General features: G+C 61.8%; 27 protein-coding genes and 1 tRNA gene. 7 read left to right on the top strand and 21 right to left on the bottom strand.

The annotated features are described in order from the left end of the window. Positions 1-15 precede the first annotated feature (15 nt). The 7 genes from pth to KHO49_RS24695 all read right to left on the bottom strand — a co-directional run bounded on the left by pth (position 16) and on the right by KHO49_RS24695 (position 5,808). Positions 16-600 carry an aminoacyl-tRNA hydrolase gene (pth, locus tag KHO49_RS24725; RefSeq protein ID WP_213665938.1) on the bottom strand — a complete coding sequence of 195 codons (585 nt, stop codon included), beginning with the start codon at positions 598-600 and terminating at the stop codon, positions 16-18. A gap of 168 nt (positions 601-768) precedes the next feature. Beyond that, positions 769-1,368 (bottom strand): 50S ribosomal protein L25/general stress protein Ctc, encoded by a 600-nt coding sequence (locus KHO49_RS24720; protein ID WP_102880913.1) that lies wholly within the window; start codon positions 1,366-1,368, stop codon positions 769-771. 139 nt (positions 1,369-1,507) lie between these two features. Further along, on the bottom strand, positions 1,508-2,449 hold the full coding sequence (locus KHO49_RS24715; protein ID WP_003171603.1) for a ribose-phosphate pyrophosphokinase: 942 nt from the start codon (positions 2,447-2,449) through the stop codon (positions 1,508-1,510). A gap of 48 nt (positions 2,450-2,497) precedes the next feature. After that, a tRNA-Gln gene (locus KHO49_RS24710) sits at positions 2,498-2,572 on the bottom strand. Positions 2,573-2,608: 36 nt separating this feature from the next. Continuing rightward, on the bottom strand, positions 2,609-3,460 hold the full coding sequence (ispE, locus tag KHO49_RS24705; protein ID WP_102880912.1) for a 4-(cytidine 5'-diphospho)-2-C-methyl-D-erythritol kinase: 852 nt from the start codon (positions 3,458-3,460) through the stop codon (positions 2,609-2,611). A 1-nt stretch (position 3,461) separates the two neighbouring features. After that, a complete protein-coding gene (lolB, locus tag KHO49_RS24700; RefSeq protein ID WP_170001508.1) occupies positions 3,462-4,079 on the bottom strand; it encodes a lipoprotein insertase outer membrane protein LolB in 618 nt (205 codons plus the stop codon). A gap of 4 nt (positions 4,080-4,083) precedes the next feature. Continuing rightward, positions 4,084-5,808 (bottom strand): tetratricopeptide repeat protein, encoded by a 1,725-nt coding sequence (locus tag KHO49_RS24695; RefSeq protein WP_102860254.1) that lies wholly within the window; start codon positions 5,806-5,808, stop codon positions 4,084-4,086. Positions 5,809-5,991: 183 nt separating this feature from the next. Between KHO49_RS24695 and hemA the strand changes: the two genes are divergently transcribed. The 5 genes from hemA to murI are packed head-to-tail and all read left to right on the top strand — an operon-like array spanning position 5,992 to position 10,712. Then, positions 5,992-7,266: a glutamyl-tRNA reductase gene (gene hemA / locus KHO49_RS24690; protein WP_102880910.1), complete on the top strand. Its 1,275-nt coding sequence runs from the start codon at positions 5,992-5,994 to the stop codon at positions 7,264-7,266. Further along, positions 7,266-8,348 carry a peptide chain release factor 1 gene (gene prfA, locus KHO49_RS24685; protein WP_102860257.1) on the top strand — a complete coding sequence of 361 codons (1,083 nt, stop codon included), beginning with the start codon at positions 7,266-7,268 and terminating at the stop codon, positions 8,346-8,348. Before hemA ends, prfA begins: the two co-directional genes overlap by 1 nt. Continuing rightward, positions 8,349-9,179: a peptide chain release factor N(5)-glutamine methyltransferase gene (prmC, locus tag KHO49_RS24680; RefSeq protein WP_110596332.1), complete on the top strand. Its 831-nt coding sequence runs from the start codon at positions 8,349-8,351 to the stop codon at positions 9,177-9,179. Beyond that, positions 9,173-9,928: a molybdopterin-synthase adenylyltransferase MoeB gene (locus KHO49_RS24675; RefSeq protein WP_110652290.1), complete on the top strand. Its 756-nt coding sequence runs from the start codon at positions 9,173-9,175 to the stop codon at positions 9,926-9,928. Before prmC ends, KHO49_RS24675 begins: the two co-directional genes overlap by 7 nt. Further along, complete coding sequence (gene murI / locus KHO49_RS24670) at positions 9,921-10,712, top strand: glutamate racemase (RefSeq protein ID WP_102880908.1); 792 nt, start codon at positions 9,921-9,923, stop codon at positions 10,710-10,712. Before KHO49_RS24675 ends, murI begins: the two co-directional genes overlap by 8 nt. Positions 10,713-10,722: 10 nt before the next feature. Here the strand turns inward: murI and KHO49_RS24665 are convergent, their stop codons facing one another. From KHO49_RS24665 to KHO49_RS24610, 12 genes are all read right to left on the bottom strand, one after another. After that, positions 10,723-11,028, bottom strand: a complete 306-nt coding sequence (locus tag KHO49_RS24665) for a YkgJ family cysteine cluster protein (RefSeq protein WP_102880907.1) — start codon at positions 11,026-11,028, stop codon at positions 10,723-10,725. Positions 11,029-11,082: 54 nt separating this feature from the next. After that, positions 11,083-11,598: a DUF2878 domain-containing protein gene (locus tag KHO49_RS24660; protein ID WP_110652228.1), complete on the bottom strand. Its 516-nt coding sequence runs from the start codon at positions 11,596-11,598 to the stop codon at positions 11,083-11,085. Continuing rightward, positions 11,591-12,862, bottom strand: coding sequence for an SAM-dependent methyltransferase (locus KHO49_RS24655; RefSeq protein ID WP_102880905.1), 1,272 nt, complete (start codon positions 12,860-12,862; stop codon positions 11,591-11,593). Before KHO49_RS24655 ends, KHO49_RS24660 begins: the two co-directional genes overlap by 8 nt. Beyond that, complete coding sequence (locus tag KHO49_RS24650; RefSeq protein WP_110652229.1) at positions 12,849-13,664, bottom strand: DUF1365 domain-containing protein; 816 nt, start codon at positions 13,662-13,664, stop codon at positions 12,849-12,851. The genes KHO49_RS24655 and KHO49_RS24650 overlap by 14 nt, the downstream gene beginning before the upstream one ends. Continuing rightward, the gene (locus tag KHO49_RS24645) at positions 13,661-14,908 is read right to left on the bottom strand and encodes an NAD(P)/FAD-dependent oxidoreductase (protein WP_102880903.1); all 1,248 of its coding nucleotides are present in this window, start codon (positions 14,906-14,908) and stop codon (positions 13,661-13,663) included. The genes KHO49_RS24650 and KHO49_RS24645 overlap by 4 nt, the downstream gene beginning before the upstream one ends. Next, on the bottom strand, positions 14,905-15,675 hold the full coding sequence (locus KHO49_RS24640; RefSeq protein WP_110652230.1) for an SDR family NAD(P)-dependent oxidoreductase: 771 nt from the start codon (positions 15,673-15,675) through the stop codon (positions 14,905-14,907). Before KHO49_RS24640 ends, KHO49_RS24645 begins: the two co-directional genes overlap by 4 nt. Further along, positions 15,672-16,097 carry a nuclear transport factor 2 family protein gene (locus tag KHO49_RS24635; RefSeq protein ID WP_102860266.1) on the bottom strand — a complete coding sequence of 142 codons (426 nt, stop codon included), beginning with the start codon at positions 16,095-16,097 and terminating at the stop codon, positions 15,672-15,674. The genes KHO49_RS24640 and KHO49_RS24635 overlap by 4 nt, the downstream gene beginning before the upstream one ends. Next, on the bottom strand, positions 16,090-17,535 hold the full coding sequence (gene phrB / locus KHO49_RS24630) for a deoxyribodipyrimidine photo-lyase (protein ID WP_110652231.1): 1,446 nt from the start codon (positions 17,533-17,535) through the stop codon (positions 16,090-16,092). Before phrB ends, KHO49_RS24635 begins: the two co-directional genes overlap by 8 nt. A 13-nt stretch (positions 17,536-17,548) precedes the next feature. Next, positions 17,549-18,481, bottom strand: coding sequence for a MerR family transcriptional regulator (locus KHO49_RS24625; RefSeq protein WP_110652232.1), 933 nt, complete (start codon positions 18,479-18,481; stop codon positions 17,549-17,551). 3 nt (positions 18,482-18,484) lie between these two features. Further along, positions 18,485-19,435 (bottom strand): YbgA family protein, encoded by a 951-nt coding sequence (locus KHO49_RS24620; protein WP_213665937.1) that lies wholly within the window; start codon positions 19,433-19,435, stop codon positions 18,485-18,487. Positions 19,436-19,555: 120 nt separating this feature from the next. Then, positions 19,556-19,771 carry a TIGR02450 family Trp-rich protein gene (locus tag KHO49_RS24615; protein WP_102860270.1) on the bottom strand — a complete coding sequence of 72 codons (216 nt, stop codon included), beginning with the start codon at positions 19,769-19,771 and terminating at the stop codon, positions 19,556-19,558. Further along, the gene (locus KHO49_RS24610) at positions 19,768-20,754 is read right to left on the bottom strand and encodes an NAD(P)/FAD-dependent oxidoreductase (protein ID WP_102880897.1); all 987 of its coding nucleotides are present in this window, start codon (positions 20,752-20,754) and stop codon (positions 19,768-19,770) included. The genes KHO49_RS24615 and KHO49_RS24610 overlap by 4 nt, the downstream gene beginning before the upstream one ends. A gap of 194 nt (positions 20,755-20,948) precedes the next feature. Between KHO49_RS24610 and KHO49_RS24605 the strand changes: the two genes are divergently transcribed. Next, on the top strand, positions 20,949-21,851 hold the full coding sequence (locus tag KHO49_RS24605; protein ID WP_213665936.1) for a TIGR01777 family oxidoreductase: 903 nt from the start codon (positions 20,949-20,951) through the stop codon (positions 21,849-21,851). 13 nt (positions 21,852-21,864) lie between these two features. Next, positions 21,865-22,890, top strand: a complete 1,026-nt coding sequence (gene hemH / locus KHO49_RS24600) for a ferrochelatase (RefSeq protein WP_102860273.1) — start codon at positions 21,865-21,867, stop codon at positions 22,888-22,890. A gap of 55 nt (positions 22,891-22,945) precedes the next feature. On the opposite strand, the gene KHO49_RS24595 is transcribed toward hemH, so the two are convergent. Continuing rightward, positions 22,946-24,220, bottom strand: a complete 1,275-nt coding sequence (locus KHO49_RS24595) for a uracil-xanthine permease family protein (RefSeq protein WP_016965962.1) — start codon at positions 24,218-24,220, stop codon at positions 22,946-22,948. A gap of 2 nt (positions 24,221-24,222) precedes the next feature. After that, on the bottom strand, positions 24,223-24,861 hold the full coding sequence (upp, locus tag KHO49_RS24590) for a uracil phosphoribosyltransferase (protein ID WP_011063386.1): 639 nt from the start codon (positions 24,859-24,861) through the stop codon (positions 24,223-24,225). Between the last annotated feature and the right edge of the window lie 119 nt (positions 24,862-24,980).

The raw sequence follows: 24,980 nt of genomic DNA, 5'->3' as shown, positions 1-24,980 counted from the left end.
CCCCGAGGAGTAGAGTCAGGCCTTCTGGCTGTGCAGGTTTTTCATCGCGCGGTTCCATTCACCGGCGAAGATATCCGGCAGCACGCCGAGGGCAAAATCGATGCTGGCATCGAGTTTTTCCTGTTCGGCGCGTGGCGCACGACCCAGGACAAAGTTTGAAACCATACTGGCAACACCCGGGTGGCCGATGCCGAGCCGCAGGCGGTGAAAGGTATTCTGATTGCCGAGCTGCGCGATGATGTCCCGCAGTCCGTTGTGCCCGCCATGCCCGCCGCCGGTCTTGAGCTTGGCAACGCCGGGTGGCAAGTCGAGTTCGTCGTGGGCCACCAGGATCTCTTCCGGGTTGATGCGGAAGAAGCCGGCAAGCGCCGCCACGGCCTGGCCGCTGCGGTTCATGTAGGTGGTGGGAATCAACAGACGAATGTCCTGACCCTGGTGACTGAAGCGCCCGGTCAGGCCGAAATATTTGCGATCGGCGACAAGGCTGACACCTTGTTTCTCGGCGATGCGCTCAACAAAAAGGGCCCCTGCGTTATGCCGGGTCTGTTCGTATTCGGCGCCTGGATTACCCAGGCCAACGATCAGTTTGATGGCAGTCACGATAGGGGCCCTTCTTTGGAGTGGTGGATAACATCGCCGCAACCGGTGCTACGGCGAAAGGGGACGACAAAAGCTTGGTTGCCTTGCGGCAAACTTCGCGTTCTCGCCCGCTTTCTCGCTACGTTCCAGTCCGCGATGTGTTCCGCTCAACTCCGGCGTCAGAGTGAATTACTCTGCAGCGCCTTCTTCTTTCTCAGAAGCAACACGTGGTGCGTAGACGTTGGCGACTGCCAGGTCGTTGCCGTGTGCCAGAGCAACAAACTCAACGCCTTTAGGAGCGGTGAGGTTGGACAGGTGGATCACGGTGCCGATGTCGGTCTCAGCCATGTCGACTTCGATGAACTCAGGCAGGTCTTTCGGCAGGCAGGAAACTTCGATCTCGGTGGCTGCGCGGAAGATCTCGCCGCCTTTCTTGATCGGTGCAGCTTCGTTGATCAGGTGCACTGGAACCATGGCGGTCAGTTTCTGACCAGCAACTACGCGAACGAAGTCAGCGTGCATCACGTGGCCTTTGGCCGGGTGACGTTGCAGGGCCTTGATCACGACGTTCTGCTTGGTGCCACCAACGTTCAGTTCGATGATGTGGCTGTAGGCAGCTTCGTTTTCCAGCAGCTTGGCCACTTCTTTGGCCAGCATGCTGATGGATTCAGGGGCTTTGTCGCCACCGTAAACTACAGCTGGAACCAGGCTTGCGAGACGACGCAGGCGGCGGCTCGCACCTTTCCCCAGGTCGGAACGCAGTTCAGCATTCAGAGTAAAATCGTTCATGTTGTATCTCCAAAATAACCACACTCGCCCCAGCGTTTGCGACCAGCGCTAAAGGCGATATGGGCAAAAAAGCCCCGTCCCAACACAGGTTGGGACGGGGCGCTTTTCGTCATCGGGATGTTTTGCCAGGGACTAGCCCTTAGCGGAACATCGCGCTGATCGATTCTTCATTGCTGATGCGGCGGACCGCCTCGGCAACTACCGGTGCGATATCCAGTTGGCGGATACGCGCACAGGCTTGTGCTGCAGCGGACAGCGGGATGGTGTTGGTCACCACCAGCTCGTCCAGCACGGAATTTTCAATGTTCTCGATGGCTCGACCCGACAGCACAGGGTGTGTGCAGTAGGCAAAGACCTTGGCTGCGCCATGCTCTTTCAGGGCCTTGGCCGCGTGGCACAGGGTGCCGGCGGTATCGACCATGTCATCGACCAGAATGCAGGTGCGTCCTTCGACGTCGCCGATGATATGCATCACTTCGGAGTGATTGGCTTTCTCACGACGCTTGTCGATGATCCCGAGATCCACGCCCAGCGACTTGGCCACGGCACGTGCACGCACGACGCCGCCAATGTCCGGGGACACGATCATCAGGTTTTCGAAACGCTGGTCTTCGATGTCATCCACCAGAACCGGGGAGCCGTAGATGTTATCTACCGGGATATCGAAGAAACCCTGAATCTGGTCAGCATGCAGATCAACCGTGAGAACACGGTCGATGCCGACTACGGTGAGCATGTCAGCCACGACTTTCGCGCTGATAGCCACACGTGCGGAACGCGGACGGCGATCCTGACGGGCATAACCAAAATAAGGAATAACAGCAGTGATACGAGTCGCTGAGGAGCGGCGGAAGGCATCAGCCATCACGACGAGTTCCATCAGGTTATCGTTGGTCGGAGCGCAAGTCGGCTGAATAATGAAGACGTCTTTACCGCGGACATTTTCATTGATCTCGGCAGTAATTTCGCCGTCGGAGAATTTTCCAACAGAGATGTCACCGAGAGGGATATGCAGCTGACGTACTACACGCCGAGCCAGATCGGGGTTAGCGTTCCCCGTAAAGACCATCATCTTGGACACGCGCAGTACCTGAAGGCTGAGGGTATACCTGGATGAGTATAAGGAAAATGGCAGGGGCGGCTGGATTCGAACCAACGCATGGCAGGATCAAAACCTGCTGCCTTACCGCTTGGCGACGCCCCTGTATCTGTTGCTTCGAGTACCTGATACTCGATTCCTTTAGAGCAGACCTTGCAGCTTGCGATGCAACATCGAAACGTTGCTTCCTTTTGCTACAAACCCTGTAAGGGTCTCTGTAAGAAGGGCCGAGACTTTATCAGCTTCAGCTTTGCTTGGGAAGCCCCCAAACACACAACTTCCAGTTCCAGTCAGTTTTGCTTCGGTAAATTTACCTAGCAAATTCAATGCGTTACGTACTTCTGGATAACGCCTTGCGACTACCGGAAGGCAGTCATTTCTGCTGTTTCCCTTGGGAACGGGGCGCACTTTAATGGGCGGAGTGTCACGTGTCAACAGCGGATCGGAAAAAATTTCTGCTGTACTTACAGACACTTGCGGGACCAGCACCAGGTACCAGGGTTCTTCGGGGTATTCGGGGGTGAGTTTTTCACCCACGCCCTCAGCGAACGCAGCGTGCCCACGTACGAAAACTGGAACGTCGGCCCCCAGGGTCAGCCCCAATGCAGCCAGTCGATCTTCATCCCAGCCCAGTTGCCAGAGATGATTGAGGCCCAGCAGGGTAGTGGCGGCATTGGAACTGCCGCCGCCGATGCCGCCGCCCATGGGCAGGATCTTGTCGATCCAGATATCGATGCCCTGGGTGCAGCCGGACTGTTCCTGGAGCTTTTTCGCCGCCTTGACGATCAGATTGCTGTCGTGAGGCACGCCGTCGAACTCGGTGTGCAGGCGAATCTCTGCGTCATCGCGGAGAGCGAAGGTGATTTCATCGCCATAGTCAAGAAATTGAAACAGCGTCTGCAACTCGTGGTAGCCGTCTTCACGGCGACCCAGAATGTGCAGCATCAGATTAAGTTTGGCCGGGGAGGGCAGGGTCAGCTTTTCCAAGGACATGTCATTGCCCCAGCTTGCGTGGCAGCCATTCCTTGATCACCAGGGTGACGTCAAGGTTGCTGCCATGCAGTTTGATGCGCTCGGGCAGCCAGTAGCCGTTCTGTTCGGAGTAACTGCTGTATTCCACTTGCCAGCCATCCTGTTCCAGGCTCGCCAGGTGGCTGTCGCCATCCAGGGTCAGGCGGCTTTTGCTGTCTGGGGCAGGCAGACCGCGAACCCACCAGGCCAGGTGGGAGACCGGCAGTTTCCAGCCCATCTGCTCTTCAAGCAGAGTTTCCGGGCTGGCCGCTTCGTAACGACCCTGATTGGCCACTTCCAGGCTGACCTGGCCGGGGCGACCGGTCAGGCGTGCAGCACCACGACCCAGCGGACCGGACAGTCGAATGTCGTAATAGTCCTGGCGTTGCAGCCAGAACAGCGTGCCGCTGCCGGAATCCTTGGGCGCGCGAATACCGATTTTGCCGTTGATCTGCCAGCCATCGAGGCCGGTCAGCAGTTCCTTGTGCTGACGCCATTGGGCAGCGTTGCCCTGGCCCTGGACTGACTCGCGGGCGCCAAAACCGGCACAGCCGGCAAGCAGGGCGATAAGGCTGAAAACAATTACGTGGCGCAAAAACATAGTCTTAAAGAGTCTCTGATCCGGTCAGGCGTTTGATGGTGTCGCGCAATACGGGGCTATCGGGCTGATCCTTGATGAACTTGCTCCAGATCTGTTTGGCCTCGCGCTGCTTGCCGTTGTTCCACAGCACTTCGCCCAGATGCGCCGCGACTTCCTGGTCGGGGAAGCGCTCAAGGGCCTGGCGCAGCAGGCGCTCGGCCTCGTCGAGGTTGCCCAGGCGGAAGTTTACCCAGCCCAGGCTGTCCAGCACCGCCGGGTCTTCCGGGGTCAGTTGGTGGGCTTGCTCGATCAGTGCCTTGGCTTCGGTGTAGCGGGTCGTGCGGTCCGACAAGGTGTAGCCCAGGGCATTCAAGGCCATGGCGTTATCCGGCTCGCGCTGGATGATCAGGCGCAGGTCTTTTTCCAGCTGTGCCAGGTCATTGCGTTTTTCCGCCTGCATGGCACGGGTATAGAGCAGGTTCACGTCATCGGGATACTGTTGCAGCGCCTGCTGAATAACGTTCCAGGCGCGATCGCCCTGATTGTTCGCCGACAGGGTTTCGACTTCGACCAGATACAGCTGGATGGCGTAGTCGGGCTGGGCATCGCGGGCTGCCACCAGGCGCTTTTGCGCCTCGTCGGTACGGCCGTTGTTCATCAGGATATCGGCCTGACGCAGTTGCGCTGGCAGGTAATCGTTACCCGGTCCGACCTGGGCGTATTCGATCAGGGCGCCTTGCGGATCATTGAGTTCTTCGGCGATTCGTCCCAGGTTCAGGTGTGCGGAGTCTTCGTGGCTTTCCCGGGCGATCAGGTCTTCCAGGTAACCCTTGGCCTCTTCCCAGGCCTTGGCCTCCAGGCACACCAGCGCCAGTGAATAGCGCAGTTCATCGTCTTCCGGGTACTGCTGAACCAGGCTGGAGAACTGGGTCTTGGCGTCCTCCATGCGGTCCTGTTCCACCAGCATGCGGGCGTAGGTCAGGCGCAGACGCTTGTCGTCCGGGTATTTGCGGATGCTTTTTTCCAGCAGCGGCAGGGCTTCCTTGCCGCGGTTCAGGCTCTGCAACAGACGGGCGCGCAACAGCAGCGGCGCCACCTCGCCGTCTTCCGGCGGATTCTGCTCCAGCAAGCTCAGGGCATCCTTGGCGTCGCCATCCTGCTGCATCAACAGGGCCTTGCCGAAGATCAGTTGACTGTTGTGCGGGTGCTTCTGCAGCAGGCGATCGAAGCTTTTCATCAGGCCATTGCGGGTGTCCTGGTCGGTATCGGCAGCCGACAGCGCAAGAAAGTCGAAATGGGTGTCGCCCTTGCCCTGCAGAACTTTCTCCATATAGAGCATGGAGTCGTCATAACGACCGGCGCGGGCCAGCTGGATGGCGGCAGCCCGTTGTGCTTCCAGATCGTCTGGAGCGTTCTTGGCCCAGATCAGCGAAGTGTCCAGGGCTGCCTGGTCGGCTCCCAGGTACTCGGCAATGCGAAAGGCGCGCTCGGAGATGCCCGGATCCTGGGTGTTGATGGCCTGGGTCACGTAGTTGTCCAGGGCAATGTCGAAACGATTGCGCTGGCCCGCCAGTTCAGCGCTCAGCAGGCTGAAGATGGTGTCTTCGCTGAACGATGAATAGACCTTGGGCTTTTCAGGGGCGGGGGTGCTGTCTTCCACCGGCGACGTAGCGTCCGATGAAACGGGGGCCAGTGACTGGCAACCACTGAGGAAGACAAAGGCGAGGAGCAACGCGGAAGATCTATTCATATAGGAAGAGGGCGACTAACCTGCGGTCGGATCATCATGACACAAGCCTTCGGTCAAACATAACCGAGACTCAACGGGATGCCAGAACAGAGGCAGTCTATTAGGACAATAGTCGGCGGTAGTTGTTCTGCGTCGGTCGAAGTAGGACAATTGCCGGCTTCTCGACATCATCAGCGACCTTGAATGGCCTTCCTTGCACTCGGTATTAACCACAAGACTGCTTCTGTAGACGTCCGCGAGCGCGTGGCCTTTACCCCTGAGCAGTTGGTTGAGGCCTTGCAGCAGCTCTGCCGACTCACCGACAGCCGCGAAGCTGCGATCCTCTCCACCTGCAATCGCAGTGAGCTTTATGTAGAACAGGATCATCTTTCTGCGGATGTGGTGCTGCGCTGGCTGGCGGAATATCACCACCTGAGCCTAGACGAGCTTCGTGCCAGTGCCTATGTGCATGAAGATGATGCGGCAGTTCGTCACATGATGCGGGTGGCGTCGGGGCTGGATTCGCTGGTGCTGGGCGAGCCGCAGATTCTCGGGCAGATGAAGTCCGCCTACGCCGTGGCCCGTGAGGCCGGCACCGTCGGCCCGCTGCTGGGCCGGCTGTTCCAGGCTACCTTCAGTGCCGCCAAGCAAGTACGCACCGATACCGCCATTGGTGAGAACCCGGTGTCCGTGGCCTTTGCTGCGGTGAGCCTGGCGAAACAGATTTTCAGCGATCTGCAGCGCAGTCAGGCGTTGCTGATCGGTGCCGGTGAGACCATTACCCTGGTGGCCCGCCATCTGCACGACCTTGGGGTCAAGCGCATCGTCGTGGCCAACCGCACCCTGGAGCGGGCCAGCCTCCTGGCCGAGCAGTTCGGCGCCCACGCGGTGCTGTTGTCGGACATTCCCCAAGAGCTGGTGCACAGCGATATCGTGATCAGTTCCACTGCCAGCCAGTTGCCGATCCTTGGCAAGGGGGCGGTGGAAAGCGCGCTGAAGCTGCGTAAGCACAAGCCGATTTTCATGGTGGATATCGCCGTTCCCCGGGATATCGAACCTGAAGTCGGCGAATTGGACGACGTTTACCTCTACACCGTCGATGACCTGCACGAAGTGGTCGCGGAAAACCTCAAGAGCCGTCAGGGCGCGGCCCAGGCAGCCGAGGAGCTGGTGAACATCGGCGCCGAGGATTTCATGGTGCGCCTGCGTGAATTGGCGGCGGTTGATGTGCTCAAGGCCTATCGTCAGCAGAGCGAGCGCCTGCGTGATGAAGAACTGCAGAAGGCTCTGCGCCTGCTGAGCAATGGCTCCAGCGCCGAGGATGTACTGGCCCAACTGGCCCGTGGCCTGACCAACAAACTGCTGCACGCGCCGAGCGTGCAGCTGAAAAAGCTGTCCGCCGAAGGCCGCCTCGATGCGTTGGCCATGGCTCAAGAACTCTTTGCCCTCGGTGAGGGCTCATCGGATAAAACCCCGTAATGAAAGCGTCACTGCTCAGTAAGCTGGACATTCTCCAGGATCGTTTCGAGGAACTGACCGCCTTGCTCGGCGATGCTGAGGTCATTTCCGATCAGGCCAAGTTCCGCGCCTATTCCAAGGAATACGCGGAAGTCGAGCCGATCGTCGCCTCCTACAAACAGGTGCTCAAGGTCCAGGCCGACCTCGAGGGTGCCCAGGCGCTGCTCAAGGACAATGACCCGGACCTGCGGGAAATGGCCGCCGAGGAAGTGCGCGAGGCCAAGGAGCAATTGGCCGAACTGGAAAGCGCCTTGCAACGCATGCTGCTGCCCAAGGACCCCAACGACGGGCGTAACGTGTTCCTGGAAATCCGCGCCGGCACCGGCGGTGACGAAGCGGCGATCTTTTCCGGCGACCTGTTCCGCATGTATTCGCGCTACGCCGAGCGGCGTGGCTGGCGGCTGGAGATCCTCTCGGAAAACGAGGGTGAGCACGGCGGCTATAAAGAAGTCATTGCCCGGGTCGAAGGCGAGAACGTCTACGGCAAGCTCAAGTTCGAGTCCGGCGCGCACCGTGTGCAGCGGGTACCGGCCACCGAATCACAGGGTCGCATCCACACCTCGGCGTGCACCGTGGCGGTGCTGCCCGAGCCGGACGAACAGGAAGCCATCGAGATCAACCCGGCGGACCTGCGCATCGATACCTACCGCTCTTCGGGCGCCGGCGGTCAGCACGTGAACAAGACCGACTCGGCGATCCGCATCACCCACATTCCTTCGGGCATCGTGGTGGAGTGCCAGGAAGAGCGCTCCCAGCACAAGAACCGGGCCCGGGCCATGTCCTGGCTGTCGGCCAAGCTCAACGACCAGCAGACCAGCGCCGCGGCCAATGCCATCGCCAGCGAGCGCAAGCTGCTGGTGGGCTCGGGGGATCGCTCCGAGCGTATTCGTACCTACAATTTCCCTCAGGGCCGGGTCACCGATCACCGGATCAACCTGACCCTGTATTCCCTGGACGAAATCCTCGCCGGGGGCGTCGAGGCCGTGATTGAACCGCTGCTGGCTGAGTATCAGGCCGATCAACTTGCGGCATTGGGTGAGTAAATGACCATCATCGCCAGCCTGCTGCGCGCAGCCCAATTACCCGATTCGCCGACGCCGCGCCTGGATGCCGAACTGCTCCTGGCAGCGGCCCTGGGCAAGCCGCGGAGTTTTCTCCATACCTGGCCTGAGCGCATCGTTCCCAGCGAGGCCGTGTTGCTGTTCACTGAATACCTGCAACGACGCCGTTCCGGCGAACCGGTGGCCTACATCCTCGGCCAGCAGGGCTTCTGGAAACTGGATCTTGAAGTGGCACCGCACACCCTGATCCCGCGTCCCGACACGGAGCTGCTGGTGGAGGCGGCGTTGGAACTGCTGCCAGCGACTCCGGCCAAGGTCCTCGACCTGGGGACCGGCAGCGGCGCCATCGCCCTGGCCTTGGCCAGCGAACGTCCAGCCTGGAAGGTCACGGCTGTGGACCGGGTGCTGGAAGCCGTGGCCCTGGCCGAGCGCAACCGCCAGCGCCTGCAACTGGACAACGTCACCGTGCTCAGCAGTCACTGGTTCAGCGCCGTCGAGTCCCAGCGCTTCCAGTTGATCGTCAGCAACCCTCCTTATATTGCCGAGGCCGATCCCCATCTGGTGGCCGGCGATGTGCGGTTCGAACCCGAAAGTGCCCTGGTGGCGGGCAAGGATGGCCTGGACGACCTGCGCCTGATCGTCACCCAGGCTCCGCAACATCTGGAAGGCGGCGGCTGGCTGATGCTGGAGCACGGCTACGACCAGGCAGCAGCCGTGCGTGAATTGTTGACGGCCCAGGGTTTTATCGAGGTCCACAGTCGCGTCGACCTGGGTGGGCATGAGCGCATCAGCCTTGGGTGCTTGCCGTGCTGACGGATCAGGAGCTGCTGCGTTATAGCCGGCAGATTCTGTTGCAGCACGTCGATATCGACGGCCAACTGCGCCTCAAGCAAAGCCGGGTACTGATCGTCGGTCTCGGCGGCCTGGGTGCCCCCGCAGCCTTGTACCTGGCCGCTGCCGGTATCGGTGAACTGCACCTGGCGGACTTCGACACGGTGGATGTGACCAATCTGCAACGCCAGATCATTCATGACAGCGCCAGTGTCGGGGTCAGCAAGGTGGACTCGGCCATGCGCCGGCTGTCCGCCCTCAATCCGGAAATCCGCCTGGTGCCTCACCCCGTGGCACTGGATGAAGACACCTTGGCCGCTGCGGTGGCTGCGGTGGATCTGGTCCTCGATTGCTGTGACAACTTCGGCACTCGCGAGGCGGTGAACGCTGCCTGCGTGGCCGCCGGCAAGCCTCTGGTCAGCGGCGCGGCCATTCGCCTGGAAGGGCAGTTGTCGGTGTTCGACCCGCGGCACCCGGAAAGCCCTTGCTACCACTGCTTGTACGGGCATGGCAGCGAAGCCGAGCTGACCTGCAGTGAAGCCGGGGTACTTGGCCCGCTGGTGGGCACCGTGGGCAGTCTGCAAGCGCTGGAAGCCCTGAAGCTGCTGGCCGGATTTGGTGAGCCTCTGGTGGGTCGACTGTTATTGATCGATGCCCTGGGCACGCGTTTCCGTGAGCTGCGGGTCAAGCGCGATCCGGGCTGCACCGTTTGTGGTAGTCGCCATGGGTGAGGCTCCGGTAGCAGTCTTCGATTCCGGTGTCGGCGGCCTCTCGGTGCTGGCGGAAATACAGCAACTGCTGCCTCAAGAGTCGCTGCTCTACCTGGGGGACTGCGGTTATATCCCCTACGGTGAAAAGACTCCCGAGTTCATTCGCCAGCGTTGTGCTCTGATGGCGCGCTTTTTCCGCGAGCAGGGCGCCAAGGCGCTGGTACTGGCCTGTAACACGGCGACCGTGGCCGCGGTCGCCGAGCTGCGCCGGGACTTCCCGGACTGGCCCATCGTCGGCATGGAACCTGCGGTCAAGCCCGCAGCGGCCGCGACCCGCAGCGGCGTGGTCGGCGTGCTGGCGACCACCGGCACCTTGCAGAGCGCCAAGTTCGCCGCCTTACTCGATCGCTTTGCCGCTGATGTGAAGGTGGTCACCCAGCCCTGCCCCGGCTTGGTGGAAATGATCGAAAACGGCGACCTCAACAGCAGCGCTCTGTGCCAGCTGTTGCAGGGCTATGTCGAACCGCTGCTGGCCGCCGGTTGCGACACCATCATCCTGGGCTGCACCCATTACCCGTTTCTCAAGCCGGTGCTGGCGCAGATGCTGCCTGCCCACATCAGCCTGATCGACACCGGTGCGGCGGTTGCCCGGCAGTTGCAGCGCCTGCTAGACGAGAGTGACCTGCGTGCGCGAGGAGTCGCCCGTGAGGCGCGCTTCTGGACCAGTGGCGATGTCACGCACTTTGCCCAGGTGCTTCCTCTGCTGTGGAAAAGTCCTGGTAGCGTTCAGCGTTTCGAGTCGTGAAAAAAACGGTTCAGCGATATGCCGTGGCGATTCCCCGGCGTTCGCTCAGGCAGTCCGCCTCTCCCAGTTCGAACTCGCGGCAGATCAGCGGCCGCAACTCATAGATAGTGCAGCGCATGCTGTCGCGATCCAGTGCTGCGCACCAGCCGTCGTCCAGGCGGCGCATGACTTCGCCCCCCCAGTCATCGGTTTCTATAAAGCGCTCGGGCACCCCGGTGTCAGTGATCAGCATCACTTCCAGCTGGCAGCAGCAAGCGGCGCAGGTCGAGCAACTGATGGCCGGTTCGGGGATGGGGGTAACGGGGATGTTAGTCATAGGCGCGCAGTGTAAGGCAGTGGGCCAGGGCTGTGTGAGAGCCCTGACGGACGCTCAGTCCTGAGGGGCCGGTTGCGGTGCTTCTTCGGTGGGACGCGCAAGCACGTGAAACAGCGGCAGCAGTACTCCCCAGAGCAGGCCCAGCCCCAGCAAGGTAGGCCACAGGCCATAGGCAAAGGTCACTCCGGCCAAGCGGCCGCCGGCGTAATAGGACAGTGGTCCGCACAGCGCCCCGAGGATACTGGCCAGCCACCAGGGACGTGCCGTCCATGCCAGGCAGTGGCGCAGGGTGGTGCCCAGCAAGATCCAGAGCAGCATCAGCCATAGGGGAATCAGCAGGCTTACTTGCTGGAACTGAAACACCCCCAGCCAGTGCAGGAAGCTGTCCAGGGTGATGCCGATCAGGGCGACGCCGACAATCATCCGACTTTCCCCGGCCCAACTGCCGATCCAGCGAAAATGCGCCAGCAGGATCGCCACCCCCAGCAGCAGCCAGGCGCTGTCGCCAGACAGCACGCAGATGAACCAGCCCAGCTGGAACAGCAGGGCGTTGGCCAGTTGCTTACGCATCGAAACGGCCCAGCAAAGGTTGTGGCACTGCCGAGGGTTTGGCCAGGAGCATCTGCGCGGTGCCGATGCTGCGCTCCAGGAAGCCGCCTTCGCAGTAGCACAGGTAGAACTCCCACAGCCGCAGGAAGTACTGGTCATAGCCCAGCTCGCTCAGGCGGCTGTGGGCGCGACGGAAGTTCTCATGCCACAGACGCAGGGTCCGAGCGTAGTGCAGGCCGAAGTCCTCCATGTGCAGCAGATTCATGTCGGTGTCGCGACCGACCACTTCGAGCATCTTTTGCACGCTGGGCAGGGCGCCGCCAGGGAAGATGTAGCGTTGGATGAAGTCCACGCCGTTCTTCGCCTGTTCATAACGCTGGTCGCGGATGGTGATGGCTTGCAGCAGCATCAGGCCGTTGCTTTTCAGCAACTGCGCGCACTGCTTGAAGTAGGTGGGCAGGAAGCGATGGCCCACGGCTTCGATCATCTCGATGGACACCAGCTTGTCGTATTGCCCGGTGAGGTCGCGATAGTCCTCCAGCAGCAGGGTGATCCGATCCTGCAGGCCGGCGGCGTCGATGCGTTGCCGGGTAAAGGCGAACTGCTCCTTGGACAGGGTGGTGGTGGTCACGCGGCAGCCGTAATGCTGGGCCGCATACAGCGCCATGCTGCCCCAGCCGGTGCCGATCTCCAGCAGGTGATCCTCGGGCTGCAAGGCGAGTTTCTGGCAGATGCGTTCCAGCTTGTTCAACTGGGCCTGCTCCAGGCTGTCTTCATCGCTGCGAAACTGTGCGGCGGAATACATCATGGTGGGGTCGAGAAACTGCTCGAACAGCTCGTTGCCAAGGTCGTAATGGGCGGCGATGTTTTTCTGCGAGCCTTTGCGGGTGTTGCGATTGAGCCAGTGCAGGCCGCGCACCAGGGGCCGACCGAGTCGCGCCAGGCCGCCTTCCATGGCGTCCAGTACCTCAAGGTTGCTGACGAATACACGGATGACTGCCGTCAGATCCGGGGTGCTCCAGTAGCCGTGGATAAAGGCCTCACCGGCGCCGATCGAACCGCTGCTGGCTACCAGCCCCCAGGCGCTGCTGTCATGAATATGGATTTCCCCGATCAGGGTCGCGCTGTCGCTGCCAAAGACCAGGCGCTCGCCGTCTTCGATGATCAGCAGTTGTCCGTGCTTGAGTTGCGCCAATTGTCGCAGTACGCCACGGCGCAGCAGGCTGGCAGTGAGGCTGTGGGTGCTGAACAGGGTAGTTCTGGCCGATACGCTAGAGGATTTCATGGCGGCGATCCTTGGGTTGTACAGCGGCTGTGCGATAGGCGCCGTCGGCGGCCTCGTGAGGAAAGAACTTGATGCCTTTGCCGGCCAGGCGCAGGGCCTGCCAGTAGATGGCCAGGCAGGTCTTGGCGGTCATCCACGGAAAGCGCAGCAGATACCGGTGCAGGCTGCGGCGATCCAGGGGCTGGCGTTGCAGGCTGAGGGTGGCGTCGAACACCTTGGACTCGCCCTGCCAGTCGGCCATGTGCACCCCGAGCCGCTCGGCTGGTGGGCTGAAGCTCATGCGGTACTCAAGGTCCCGGGGCAGGAACGGTGACACGTGAAAGGCCTTGGCCACGGCGAAGTGCTGGTGCTCGGGAGCCGTGGCACTGCCTGGGCGGGCCGGCAGTACATAGTGGTAGCGCTCGCGCCAGGGGGTGTTGGTGACCTCGCAGAGTATCGCTGCCAGTTGCCCGTCGGCCTCGAAGCAGTAGAAGAAACTCACCGGGTTGAACGCCAGGCCCCAGCTGCGTACCTGGGTCAGCAGGCGAACTGCGCCCCCGGGCACATGACCTATCGCCTGCGCCACTTGCTGGCGTACCGCGTCGATCAGGCGCATGCCCTGGCCGGTGAAGGACGTCAGGTAGTCGCTTTCACGGAAGGCGAACGGCGCGAAGCGACTCTGGCCTGCCAGGGGCGAAAGCCCCAGCACCCTGTCCTGCTCATCCAGGTCCAGGTACAGCAGGCCGATGCGATAGCGGAAGGCATGGCCCTTGGGGGCAAAGCGCCGGTGGCTGATCCAGCCGCTGTACAGGGCACTGTTCACAGTTGTTCACCAAAGGCCTGGGCCACGCGCAAGGCGCTGACCACGCCGTCTTCGTGGAAGCCGTTGGCCCAGTAGGCGCCGCAGTAGAAGCTGTGCTGGGCGCCTTGCAGTTCATTCCAGCGGCCTTGGGCCGCCACCGCATCGAGGCTGTATTGCGGGTGGGCGTAAGTGAAGCGGGCCAGGATCTGCGTCGGATCGATGGCTGCGGTCTGGTTGAGGCTGACGCAGAAGGTGGTGTCGCTCTTCAGGCCTTGCAGGATGTTCATGTCGTAGGTGACGGCGGCGGCTTTCTCGCCGCTGGCGTCCAGGCGGTAGTTCCAGCTGGCCCAGGCCAGGCGCCGGCGGGGCAGCAGCCGGGTATCGGTGTGCAGCACCACGTCGTTGTCGGCGTAGGGCAGGGCCTGGAGAATCTCTCGCTCGGCCTGGCTGGGGCTGGCCAGCAGTTGCAGGGCCTGGTCGCTGTGACAGGCGAACACTACCTTGTCGAAGCGCTCGCTGCCGGCGGCGCTGTGGATCAGCACGCCAGCCTCGTCGCGCTCGACTCGTTGCACCGGGCAGTCGAGGCGGATGTGCTGGCGGAACGAGGCGGTCAGCGGTTCGATGTAGCGGCTTGAGCCACCTTCGATCACGCACCACTGCGGACGGTTATTCACCGACAGCAAGCCATGGTTCTTGAAGAAGCGCACAAAGAACTGCAGGGGAAAGCCCAACATCTGCACCCGTGACATCGACCAGATCGCCGAGCCCATGGGCACGATGTAGTGCTGGATGAAACGCTCGCCGTAGCCCTGGCTTTTCAGGTAGTCGCCGAGTGTGGTGTCGGCGGCGATCCGCTGTTGCTGCAAATCGAGCAGCGACGCTTTGTTAAAGCGCAGGATGTCCCGCAGCATGCCCCAGAACCCGGGCGATAGCAGATTGCGTCGCTGGGCGAACAGACTGTTGAGGTTGTTGCCGTTGTATTCCAGGCCCGAGGCGGGATCGCACACCGAGAAACTCATCTCGGTGGGTTTGAACTTGACCCCGATCTGTCCCAGCAGGCGGATGAAGTTGGGGTAAGTCCAGTCGTTGAAGACGATGAAACCGGTGTCCACAGACTGGGTCTCGCCGTTCAGGCTGACATCCACGGTATGGGTGTGACCGCCGATCCAGCTGCCGGCCTCATAAACCCGAATGTCATGGCGACGGTTCAGGACGTAGGCGCAGGTCAGGCCGGCAATGCCGCTACCGATAATGGCGATTTTCACGATGCACTCCCTGTGCGGGCCAGGCGTTTGGCGATGGCCAGTTGCAGGCGGCCGGGCAGCCAGGACAGCAGCTTGAGGCCGAAGATGAACGGGGCGGGGAAAGCGATCTCCAGATCCCGGTGTGACAGGCGTTTGTGGATATGCCGCGCAGCCTTGGCGGCGGGCCAGCTCATGGGCATGGCAAAGTCATTGCGCGCGGTGAGCGGGGTATCGACGAAGCCCGGACTGACCACGGTGACGTCAATGCCCTCGGCAGCCAGGTCGATGCGCAAGGATTGCAGCAGATAGCGCAAGGCTGCCTTGGAAGCGCCATAGGCGCCGGCCCGAGGCAGCGGCAGGTAGGTCACGGAGCTGGCCACCCCTATCAGATGCGGGCGATTGCCGGCGCGCAACAGCGGTAGAGCAGCCTCGATGCAATAGCTGGCGGACAGCAGGTTGCTGCTCAGCACGCGCTCGATCAGCGTCGCGTCAAATTGCTGCACCTCGATGTATTCACAGGTCCCGGCATTGAGGATCGCGGTGTCCAGTGCGCCCCAGGCCTGGGCGATACGCTTGCCGATCTCGCGCACCTGCAGGGCGTCGGTGAGATCGCCGGGCACCACCAGCACTCGGCCCGGATAACGCAGGGCCAGCGCTTCCAGGGGCTCGCGCGAGCGAGCGCTGACGGCCAATTGGGCGCCAGTCTTGAGCAGTTCTTCGGCCAGCGCCGCACCGATGCCGCTACTGGCGCCGGTGAGCCAGATCCGCCGTGGCATTGCAGGGTTCATCCGAGCCTCCTTTTCAACCAGGCAATCACCGCACCGAGTAGCGGCAGATGTTCATAGAGCAAGGCACCGGCGTCGAAATAGTCCCGATGACGGTAGACCTTGCCGTCGCGCCAGTGCAGGTGCGAGCAGCCGGGGACCCGGATCATCTGGCCGCCCTTGAGGCGCGGGTGGCGGTAGCTCATGGTCCAGCGCAGATAGCCTTGGCCTTCGGTGCAGGTGTCGACACCGTGGAATTCGAAGCGCAGTTCGCTGACATTGGCGTACAGCTCTGCAAAGTAATGCCGCAAGCGTGGCAGACCATTGACCTCGTGCAGCGGGTCGGTGAACTGGATGTCCTCGCTGTAGAGCTGGTCCAGGCGTTGCAGGCTGTGCTTGTCGAGGCTGGCGAAATCCCGGGCGAAGCGGTCGAGGAAGTCACTCATGGGCGCCTCCCACATCCTGGCGCGAAGGCAGCGCCTTGAACGCCGCCAATGCCCGATCCCGGGACATCGACAGGTTGACCATAGGCGCCGGGTAATCGGCGACAGCGAACAGGCCGCCCATGGCTCCGGGGTTGTGGATATCTTTTTTGTTCAACCCCGCCAGTTGTGGCAGCCAGTGCTTGATGAAGCGTCCTTCGGCGTCGAAGCGTTCCGACTGGCTTACAGGGTTGAAGATGCGGAAGTAGGGCGCGGCGTCGGTGCCGGTGGAGGAGCTCCACTGCCAGCCGCCATTGTTCGCTGCCAGGTCGCCGTCGATCAGGTGGCGCATGAAGAAACGCTCGCCCTCGCGCCAGTCGATCAACAGATTCTTGGTCAGGAACATGGCCACCACCATCCGCAGGCGATTGTGCATCCAGCCGGTTTCCAGCAGTTGGCGCATGGCGGCGTCGATGATCGGCAGGCCGGTGCGGCCTTCCTGCCAGGCGGCGAGTTCCTCAGGGGCGTCGCGCCAGGCCACAGCTTCGGTTTCCGGGCGAAAGGCACGGTGCCGGGAAACCCGTGGGTAGCCCACCAGGATGTGTTTGTAGAACTCGCGCCACAGCAGTTCGTTGATCCAGGTGACGGCCCCGGGATTACCGCTTTCGAACTCTCCCTGGTTACAGCGCAAAGCAGCGTGCAAGCACTGGCGGGGCGAGATCACCCCGGCGGCGAGGTAGGGTGAAAGCTGACTGGTGCCGGGCTTGGCCGGGAAGTCGCGTTCGCTCTGGTAGTAGTCGATCTGCTCGTCGGTGAACTGTTGCAGACGGCCCAGGGCTTGATCTTCACCTGCCGGCCACAGATCACGCAGTGACTGGCTGGGGCGTGGGAAGCCATCGATATGGCGGGGTACAGGATCGGCTTGGATCGACAGCGGCGATTGCGCCTTGGGGCTGGCGACCAGGGCTGGCAGCGCGCTGTGCAAGCGGCTGTAGCAGACCTTGCGGAACTGGCTGAACACCTGGAAGTAGCCGCCGCTCTGGGTCAGCACGCTGCCGGGCTGGAACAGTAACTGATCGAGGTAACCCTGGACGCTGATGTCGGCTTCTTCCAGGACCCTGGTCACGGCGGCATCGCGGCGGCTCTCGTGAATGCCGTACTCCTGGTTGAAGTGCAGCATGCGTACCTGCAGTTGCCGGCACAGTTCCAGCAGGACGTGGGGCGCCTGGTCCCAGGTGGCTGCGCTGCGAATCAGCAGAGGAATGTTCAGCCGGCCCAGGGCAGTGCTCAGGTGCTGCAGGTTGCGCAGCCAGAAGTCGACCTTGCAGGGGGCATCGTCATGGGCTTGCCATTGTTCCGGGCTCAGCAGGTACACGGCCACGGTGGGGCCACGCTGGGTGGCGGCGCAGAGGGCGGTGTTGTCATGTAGGCGCAGGTCGCTGCGCAGCCAGATCAATTGCATGCTGATTCCCGGTTCAAAAGAGTCCTCGCTCAAGCAGCGCCTGGCAGGCCGAGATCGGGTCCTGGGCCAGGTACAGATCAGCGATTTCAGTGATACATACGGACCAGTCGTCGGGGTGGATGCACACCGCGGGTCCGGCGATGATTTTTTTGCAGGCAATGCCGTTGAGCAGCCTGGGCAACAGCGCAGGATTGAGCGCCTTGCTGGAATACAGCAGCAGGCCGCGGGCTTGCAGGCGTTCGATGGCCAGGGCCAGTTCGGCGCCGGGCAGCGGCCAGTCGAAGACCTCCACCGGGCAGTCGGCACTGCTGGCCAGCCAGGCGGTCAGCCATAGATGGGGTTCCAGGGCCAGGTCCGACTGGTTGACCAGCAGCAGCGGTGGGCCCTGCAGTTGGCGGTTGTTGTGGTAGATCCGCGCGCCCAGCTTGCTGCGCAGCCAGGAGTAGAAAAACACCTGTTCCATCTGGCTGCCGAACTGGCCCTGCCAGTGTTGCTCCAGCTCCGCCAGCAGCGGCATCAGCAGGTGTTCGCACAGTGTGCGGGGTGGGTACAGCGCCATGGCTTGGTTGAAGGTGTCGTCGACCTTGCGTTCGGCCAATTGGCTGATGGCCAGGCTCAGGGTCTGACGCAGGCGCTGCCAGTCATTCTCGGCCGGTGTGCTGGCGGTGGGGGCACTGTCCAGCAGGTGCTTGACCTGGCTGACCGCGACCCCGCGATTGAGCCAGGTAAGGATGGTCTGGATCTCTAGCACCTGATCCTGGGAATACAGGCGATGACCCTTGGGCGTACGCAAGGGCACGATCAATCCGTAGCGGCGCTCCCAGGCCCGCAGGGTCACGGCGTTGACCCCGGTCTGGCGCGCCACTTCGCGAATCGGCAGCCAACCCTGATCCAGGGCGCTGCGGTACTGGGCGCTGTTGTCGGCTTCTTGAGCGGGTTGTTTCATGGCTCAGATCGCGTTGCGCAGGCTGAGGTTTTCCGGGTGTGGCTGCAGGTACAGCTGCTGGGCGATGTAGGGATCGGGGTGCTGGCGAAAGTGGTGCTTGAGCAGGGTCAGCGGCACGACTAGAGGCACGATGCCGTGGCGGTACTGGCCGATCACGTGTTGCACTTCCTGCTTGTCTTCGGGGCTGATGGACTGCTTGAGATAGCCGCTCAGGTGCTGCAGCACATTGCTGTGGGTGCCCCGGGTCGCGCATTTGCTCAAGGCCGCCATCAGTTCGCTGAAATAGCGCGGGCCGATCAGGTTCGGATCGCCCTTGCCCATGCTGCCCAGCAGATTGCCCAGGGTCTTGTACTGCACGGGATGGTGAGCCATCAGCAGGTATTTGCAGCGCGAGTGGAAGTCGGTGAGGGCGCGGCGGGTCAAGCCTTGCTTGAGCAGTGCCTGCCAGTCGCGATAGACGTAGACCCGGGTCAGGAAGTTTTCCCGCAGGACCGGGTCGTTCAGGCGTCCGGCTTCTTCCACCGGCAGATCGGGGTGCTGTGCGCAGAATGCCTGGGCGTAGATGCCCCGGCCGCCGTTTCTATGGGGAATGCCATTGACCTGGTACACCTTGACCCGCTCCAGACCACAGGATGGCGAGTTCTGCATGAAGATGTAGCCACAGATGTCATTTACCTGGGCCGCCATGCGCTCGCCGTATTCCGCCAGGGGCAAGGTGACATCCAGGCTGGCGTCCACGGTGCCTACGGCCCGGGGTTGCTCAGGGTCGCCGACCAGCCGAATAGGTTCGCGGGGGGTGCCCATGCCGATTGCGACTTCCGGGCACAGGGGCACGAAATCGAAGTAGTCGCTGAGTACTCGGCTGCACAGGCGAGACTCCTTGTGCCCACCGTTGTAGCGGACCTCGACGCCCATCAGGCAGGCGCTGATGGCAATTTTCGGCTTGGCGGACATGATGCAACCTCCGGGGTTTACCTGTACAAAAACGAAACGTTGTACAACTTGTCTTCATCATAGAATTAAAGTTGTACAAGTCAATTTATTTGTACAGGTATTGCCCGGCAGGTTGTCGAATTACTGCCAGCCCATTCGCCAGTCGCTGTCGTTGAGCAGGGTTTGCCAGCTTAGGCGCTGGCTGCGCCGGGTGAGTACGGCTTGCAGTTCGATGTCCAGCACGGTGCCTTCTTCGTCGCAGAAAAGCTCAGTGACTAGAAAGTGTTTCTCGCGGTGTTGCGGGTGGGCTGCTGTCCATTTCGACAGCAGCAGTTTGCGCGGGTTGAGTCGATTCACTGCAGGCTCTCGTGCAAACGGCGTGCGGCTTCCTGGCCACTGAGCCAAGCGCCTTCGACCCGGCCGGACAGGCACCAGTCGCCACATACGTACAGCCCCAGGTCGGCATCGGCCAGGGCACCCCATTCATGGCTGGCGGCCGGTCTGGCGTAGAGCCAGCGATGGGCCAGGCTAAAGGTTGGGGCGGGCATGACGCTGTGCAGCAATTCGGCGAAGGCCCCATGCAGTTGTTCGGTCACGGCCTCTTTGCTGAGGTCGATGTGTTGCCGGCTCCAGGCACTGGTGGCGTGCAGTATCCAGGTGTCGAGATGGCTGTCGCGTCCTGGCTTGCTGCGGTTGCGGGCCAGCCAGTCCAGCGGGCTGTCCTGGACGAAGCAGCCTTCCATGGGGGTTTCCAGGGGCGTATCGAAGGCCAGTGCGACAGCCCAGGTCGGGTCCATTTTCACCCCGGCGGCGACTCCGGCGAGCTTCGGCGCGGCGGCCAGCAAAGCGGTGGCTTGCGGTGCCGGCGTGGCGATCACTACGTGGCTGAAGGGGCCGTGGGTAAAGCCTTCGGCGTCCTGCAGGTGCCAGTGCTGTTCGCCACGGAAGACTTCAGTGATGCGGCAGGCGAAGTGCACTTCGAGGTCGCCGATAAGGGCGCGGGTGATGGCGCTCATGCGTGGCGTGCCGACCCAGCGGGTCTGTTCATCGGGAGAAGGGCTGAGTTGTCCGCCGTGGGAGTTGTAGAGTTGCGGCGCCCATTCGGCGACCCAGCCCTTGGCTTGCCAGCGCTGGACTTCGGTAACGAAACGGCGGTCGCGAGCGGTAAAATACTGGGCCCCCAGGTCCAGGCTGCCGGCATCGCTGCGTTTGCTCGACATGCGCCCACCGCTGCCGCGGCTCTTGTCGAAGAGTTGGACGCTGTGCCCGGCATCTCGAAGTGCCTGGGCGGCGGAGAGTCCGGCGATGCCGGTACCAATGATTGCGATGGGTACTGTCATAGGGGCCTCGTTTACCAGTCTGTACAGATTACGCCGCTACTAAAACCTGTACAATATTGTTTTTTGGTATAGCTTTCGGCGTCATCGGTTGTGCAAGTTGTCTATCGTTAAGTCACAGCCTGTCCGATTGAAAAGATCCCTGCCTATAAAAATAGACTAGTGATTCGGGTAAAACGCCACGCGAGGAAGATGTCATGCATATATTGCTGACCGGCGGTACTGGTTTGATCGGGCGTGCGCTGTGCCGTTACTGGCAGGCCCAGGGTCACCAATTGAGTGTATGGACGCGCCATCCCGAAAAAGTGGCCGCTCTGTGCGGTCCCCAAGTGCGGGCCATCAGAACTTTGCAAGAGCTGGACCAGGCGCCGCTCGATGCGGTGATCAATCTGGCCGGAGCGCCGATTGCCGATCGGCCCTGGACCCACAAGCGCAAGGCGCTGCTGTGGAGCAGCCGTATTGCCCTCACCGAAACCCTGCTGGCCTGGCTTGAAACTCGCGAGCATAAACCTCGGGTGCTGGTTTCTGGCTCGGCAGTAGGTTGGTATGGCGACGGTGGCGAGCGGGAACTGAGCGAGGATTCACCTCCGGTCAGCGAGGATTTTGCCAGCCAGTTGTGCATTGCCTGGGAAGAAACCGCTCAGCGGGCCGAGGCCTTGGGCGTGCGCGTAGTGCTGGTGCGCACCGGTTTGGTGCTGTCGTCCGAGGGCGGCTTTTTGTCGCGCCTGCTGCTGCCGTTCAAGCTGGGGCTGGGCGGGCCGATCGGTAACGGTCGGCAATGGATGCCGTGGATTCATATCGATGACCAAATCGCCCTGATTGATTTTCTTGTGCATCAGGGTGAGGCACGCGGTCCTTATAATGCCTGCGCGCCGAAGCCGGTGCGCAACCGTGAGTTCGCCAAGAGCCTGGGGCGGGTGCTGCGCCGGCCGGCGCTGATACCGCTGCCGGCCTTTGTCTTGCGCCTGGCGCTGGGTGAGCTGTCGTTGCTGTTGCTGGGCGGCCAGCGTGCCGTTCCCGCGCGTTTGCTGGAGACGGGATTCACTTTCCAGTTCACTGATTTGTCCGCGGCCCTGGACGATGTGTCCAGCCGCCTTTGAAATAGGACGTTGCATGACCGATCACGCGTTGCTCCTGGTCAATCTCGGTTCGCCGGCCTCCACTTCGGTGGCGGATGTGCGCAGCTACCTCAACCAATTTCTAATGGACCCTTATGTCATCGACCTGCCTTGGCCGGTGCGGCGCTTGCTGGTGTCGCTGATCCTGATCAAGCGCCCGGAGCAGTCTGCCCATGCCTATGCATCGATCTGGTGGGAGGACGGTTCGCCGTTGGTGGTGCTCAGCCGCCGGTTGCAACAGGTGATGAGCGAGCAGTGGAAACAGGGGCCAGTGGAGCTGGCAATGCGTTATGGCCAGCCTTCGATCGAGTCGGCACTGCTCAAGTTGGTGGCCCAGGGGCAGAAGAAAATCACCCTGGCACCGCTCTATCCACAGTTCGCCGACAGTACCGTGACCACGGTGATCGAAGAGGCCAAGCGTGTGGTGCGCGAGCACAAGCTGGATGTGCAGTTCAGCGTGCTGCAACCCTTCTACGATCAGCCGGAGTACATCGAGGCCCTGGCGGCCAGCGCCAGACCCTACCTGGCCCAGGAGCATGATCATCTGCTGCTGAGCTTTCACGGTCTGCCGGAGCGGCACCTGACCAAACTGGACCCGACCGGCCAGCATTGCTTCAAGGATGCTGACTGTTGCCGCAACGCCTCTGCGCAGGTGCTGGCCACCTGTTACCGCGCTCAGTGCATGCGGACGGCCTCGGCCCTGGCCGAGCATCTGGGGTTGGCGCAAGGCTCCTGGTCGGTGTCGTTCCAGTCGCGTTTGGGGCGGGCCAAATGGATCGAGCCCTACACCGAGGCACGGCTTGATGAGTTGGCCAAGCAGGGGGTGAAGAAGGTCATGGTGATGTGCCCGGCTTTTGTTGCCGATTGCATCGAGACCCTGGAGGAAATTGGTGATCGCGGTCGTGAGCAGTTCCGCGAAGCCGGAGGTGAGGATCTGGTGTTGATCCCGTGCCTGAATGACGACCCGCAATGGGCGCAGGCCTTGAACACCTTGTGCGCCAGAGCGCCTTTGGCGTTGTAAACAGCTTCGCCGGCAAGCCAGCTCCTGCGGAGCGGACTTGCCGGCGAACGCGTCTTCAGATCAGAGGCTCGTCGGCCTTCTTGTTCTTCCAGCCGTCATTACCCGGCAGCACCAGGTTCAGCACGATGGCGACGATGGCGCACAGGGCGATGCCCTTGAGGCCGAAGTCATCCGGACCGGTGCCGGTTCCCACCAGCACGCCGCCGATGCCGAACACCAGGGTCACCGAAACGATCACCAGGTTGCGGGCTTCGCCCAGATCGATCTTGTGACGGATCAGGGTGTTCATACCCACCGCTGCAATCGAACCGAACAGCAGGCAGAGAATCCCGCCCATGACTGGCACCGGGATGCTTTGCAGCAGCGCGCCGAACTTGCCGATAAAGGCCAGGGTGATGGCGAAGACCGCCGCCCAGGTCATGATTTTCGGGTTGTAGTTCTTGGTCAGCATCACCGCGCCAGTCACTTCGGCATAGGTGGTGTTGGGCGGACCGCCGAACAGGCCGGCAGCAGTGGTGGCGATGCCGTCACCGAACAGGGTGCGATGCAGGCCGGGCTTCTTCAGGTAGTCGCGACCGGTCACGCTGCCGACGGCAATCACCCCGCCGATGTGTTCAATGGCCGGCGCCAGGGCCACCGGGACAATGAACAGGATCGCCTGCCAGTTAAACTCCGGGGCGGTGAAGTGCGGCAGTGCCAGCCAGGGAGCGGCGGCGATCTTCGCGGTGTCCACCACGCCGAAGTAGAAGGACAGGGCAAAGCCCACCAGCACCCCGGAAATAATCGGCACCAGGCGGAAGATGCCTTTGCCGAACACCGCGACAATCAGCGTGGTGAGCAGCGCGGGCATCGAGATCATCATCGCCGTCTGGTAATGAATCAGCTCACTGCCGTCGCCAGCCTTGCCCATGGCCATGTTGGCGGCGATCGGGGCCATGGCCAGGCCGATGGAGATGATCACCGGGCCGATGACCACGGGTGGCAGCAGGCGGTCGATGAAACCGGTGCCCTTGATCTTCACCGCCAGGCCCAGAAAGGTGTAGACGAAGCCCGCCGCCATTACCCCGCCCATGGTCGCCGCGAGGCCGAACTGGCCCTTGGCGAGAATGATCGGAGTGATGAAGGCAAAGCTTGACGCCAGGAAGACCGGCACCTGGCGGCCGGTCACTACCTGGAACAACAGAGTCCCGAGACCCGCCGTGAACAGCGCCACGTTCGGGTCAAGACCGGTAATCAGCGGCATCAACACCAGGGCACCAAAGGCCACGAAGAGCATCTGCGCGCCAGACAATACCTGGCGCCAGAGCGGATCGTTGAACTCATCCTGCATGATCAGGAGTCCTTCTGCTTGGTGCCGAAGATCTTGTCACCGGCATCACCCAGGCCTGGAATGATGTAGCCATGCTCGTTGAGCTTCTGATCGATGGAAGCGGTGTAGATGGTCACATCCGGGTGCGCCTGCTCGACGGCGGCGATGCCTTCGGGGGCGGCCACCAGGACCATGGCACGGATGTCACGGCAGCCGGCTTTTTTCAGCAGGTCGATGGTGGCGACCATGGAACTGCCGGTGGCCAGCATCGGGTCAATGATCATCGCCAGACGTTCGTCGATCTCCGGAACCAGTTTTTCCAGGTAGGTGTGAGCCTGCAGGGTTTCTTCGTTGCGGGCCACGCCCACGGCGCTGACCTTGGCGCCTGGAATCAGGCTCAGCACGCCTTCGAGCATGCCGATACCGGCGCGCAGGATCGGCACCACGGTAATCTTCTTGCCGGCGATTTTCTCGACCTGGACAGGGCCGCACCAGCCTGGAATTTCATAGCTTTCCAGGGGCAGGTCTTTGGTGGCTTCGTACGTCAGCAGGGCACCGACTTCCTGAGCGAGCTCGCGAAAGTTCTTCGTGCTAATGTCTGCGCGGCGCATAAGGCCAAGTTTGTGTCGGATCAGCGGATGGCGGATCTCACGGATGGGCATAGGGAAAGGCTCCGGCGGCGGGCAAAAAAAACGGCCTAGATTAATCTATCCGGGGTTGTTGTCCTATAGACATAAAGTACGTTAGTCCAGAAACGCTTGATCTGATCGGGCCGGATGCG

The sequence above is a fragment of the Pseudomonas sp. RC4D1 genome, assembly GCF_018390395.1.
Lineage (GTDB): Bacteria > Pseudomonadota > Gammaproteobacteria > Pseudomonadales > Pseudomonadaceae > Aquipseudomonas > Aquipseudomonas danubii.
Note: the sequence above shows the minus strand (reverse complement) of the source record. Positions and strands in the feature narration are given on the sequence as shown.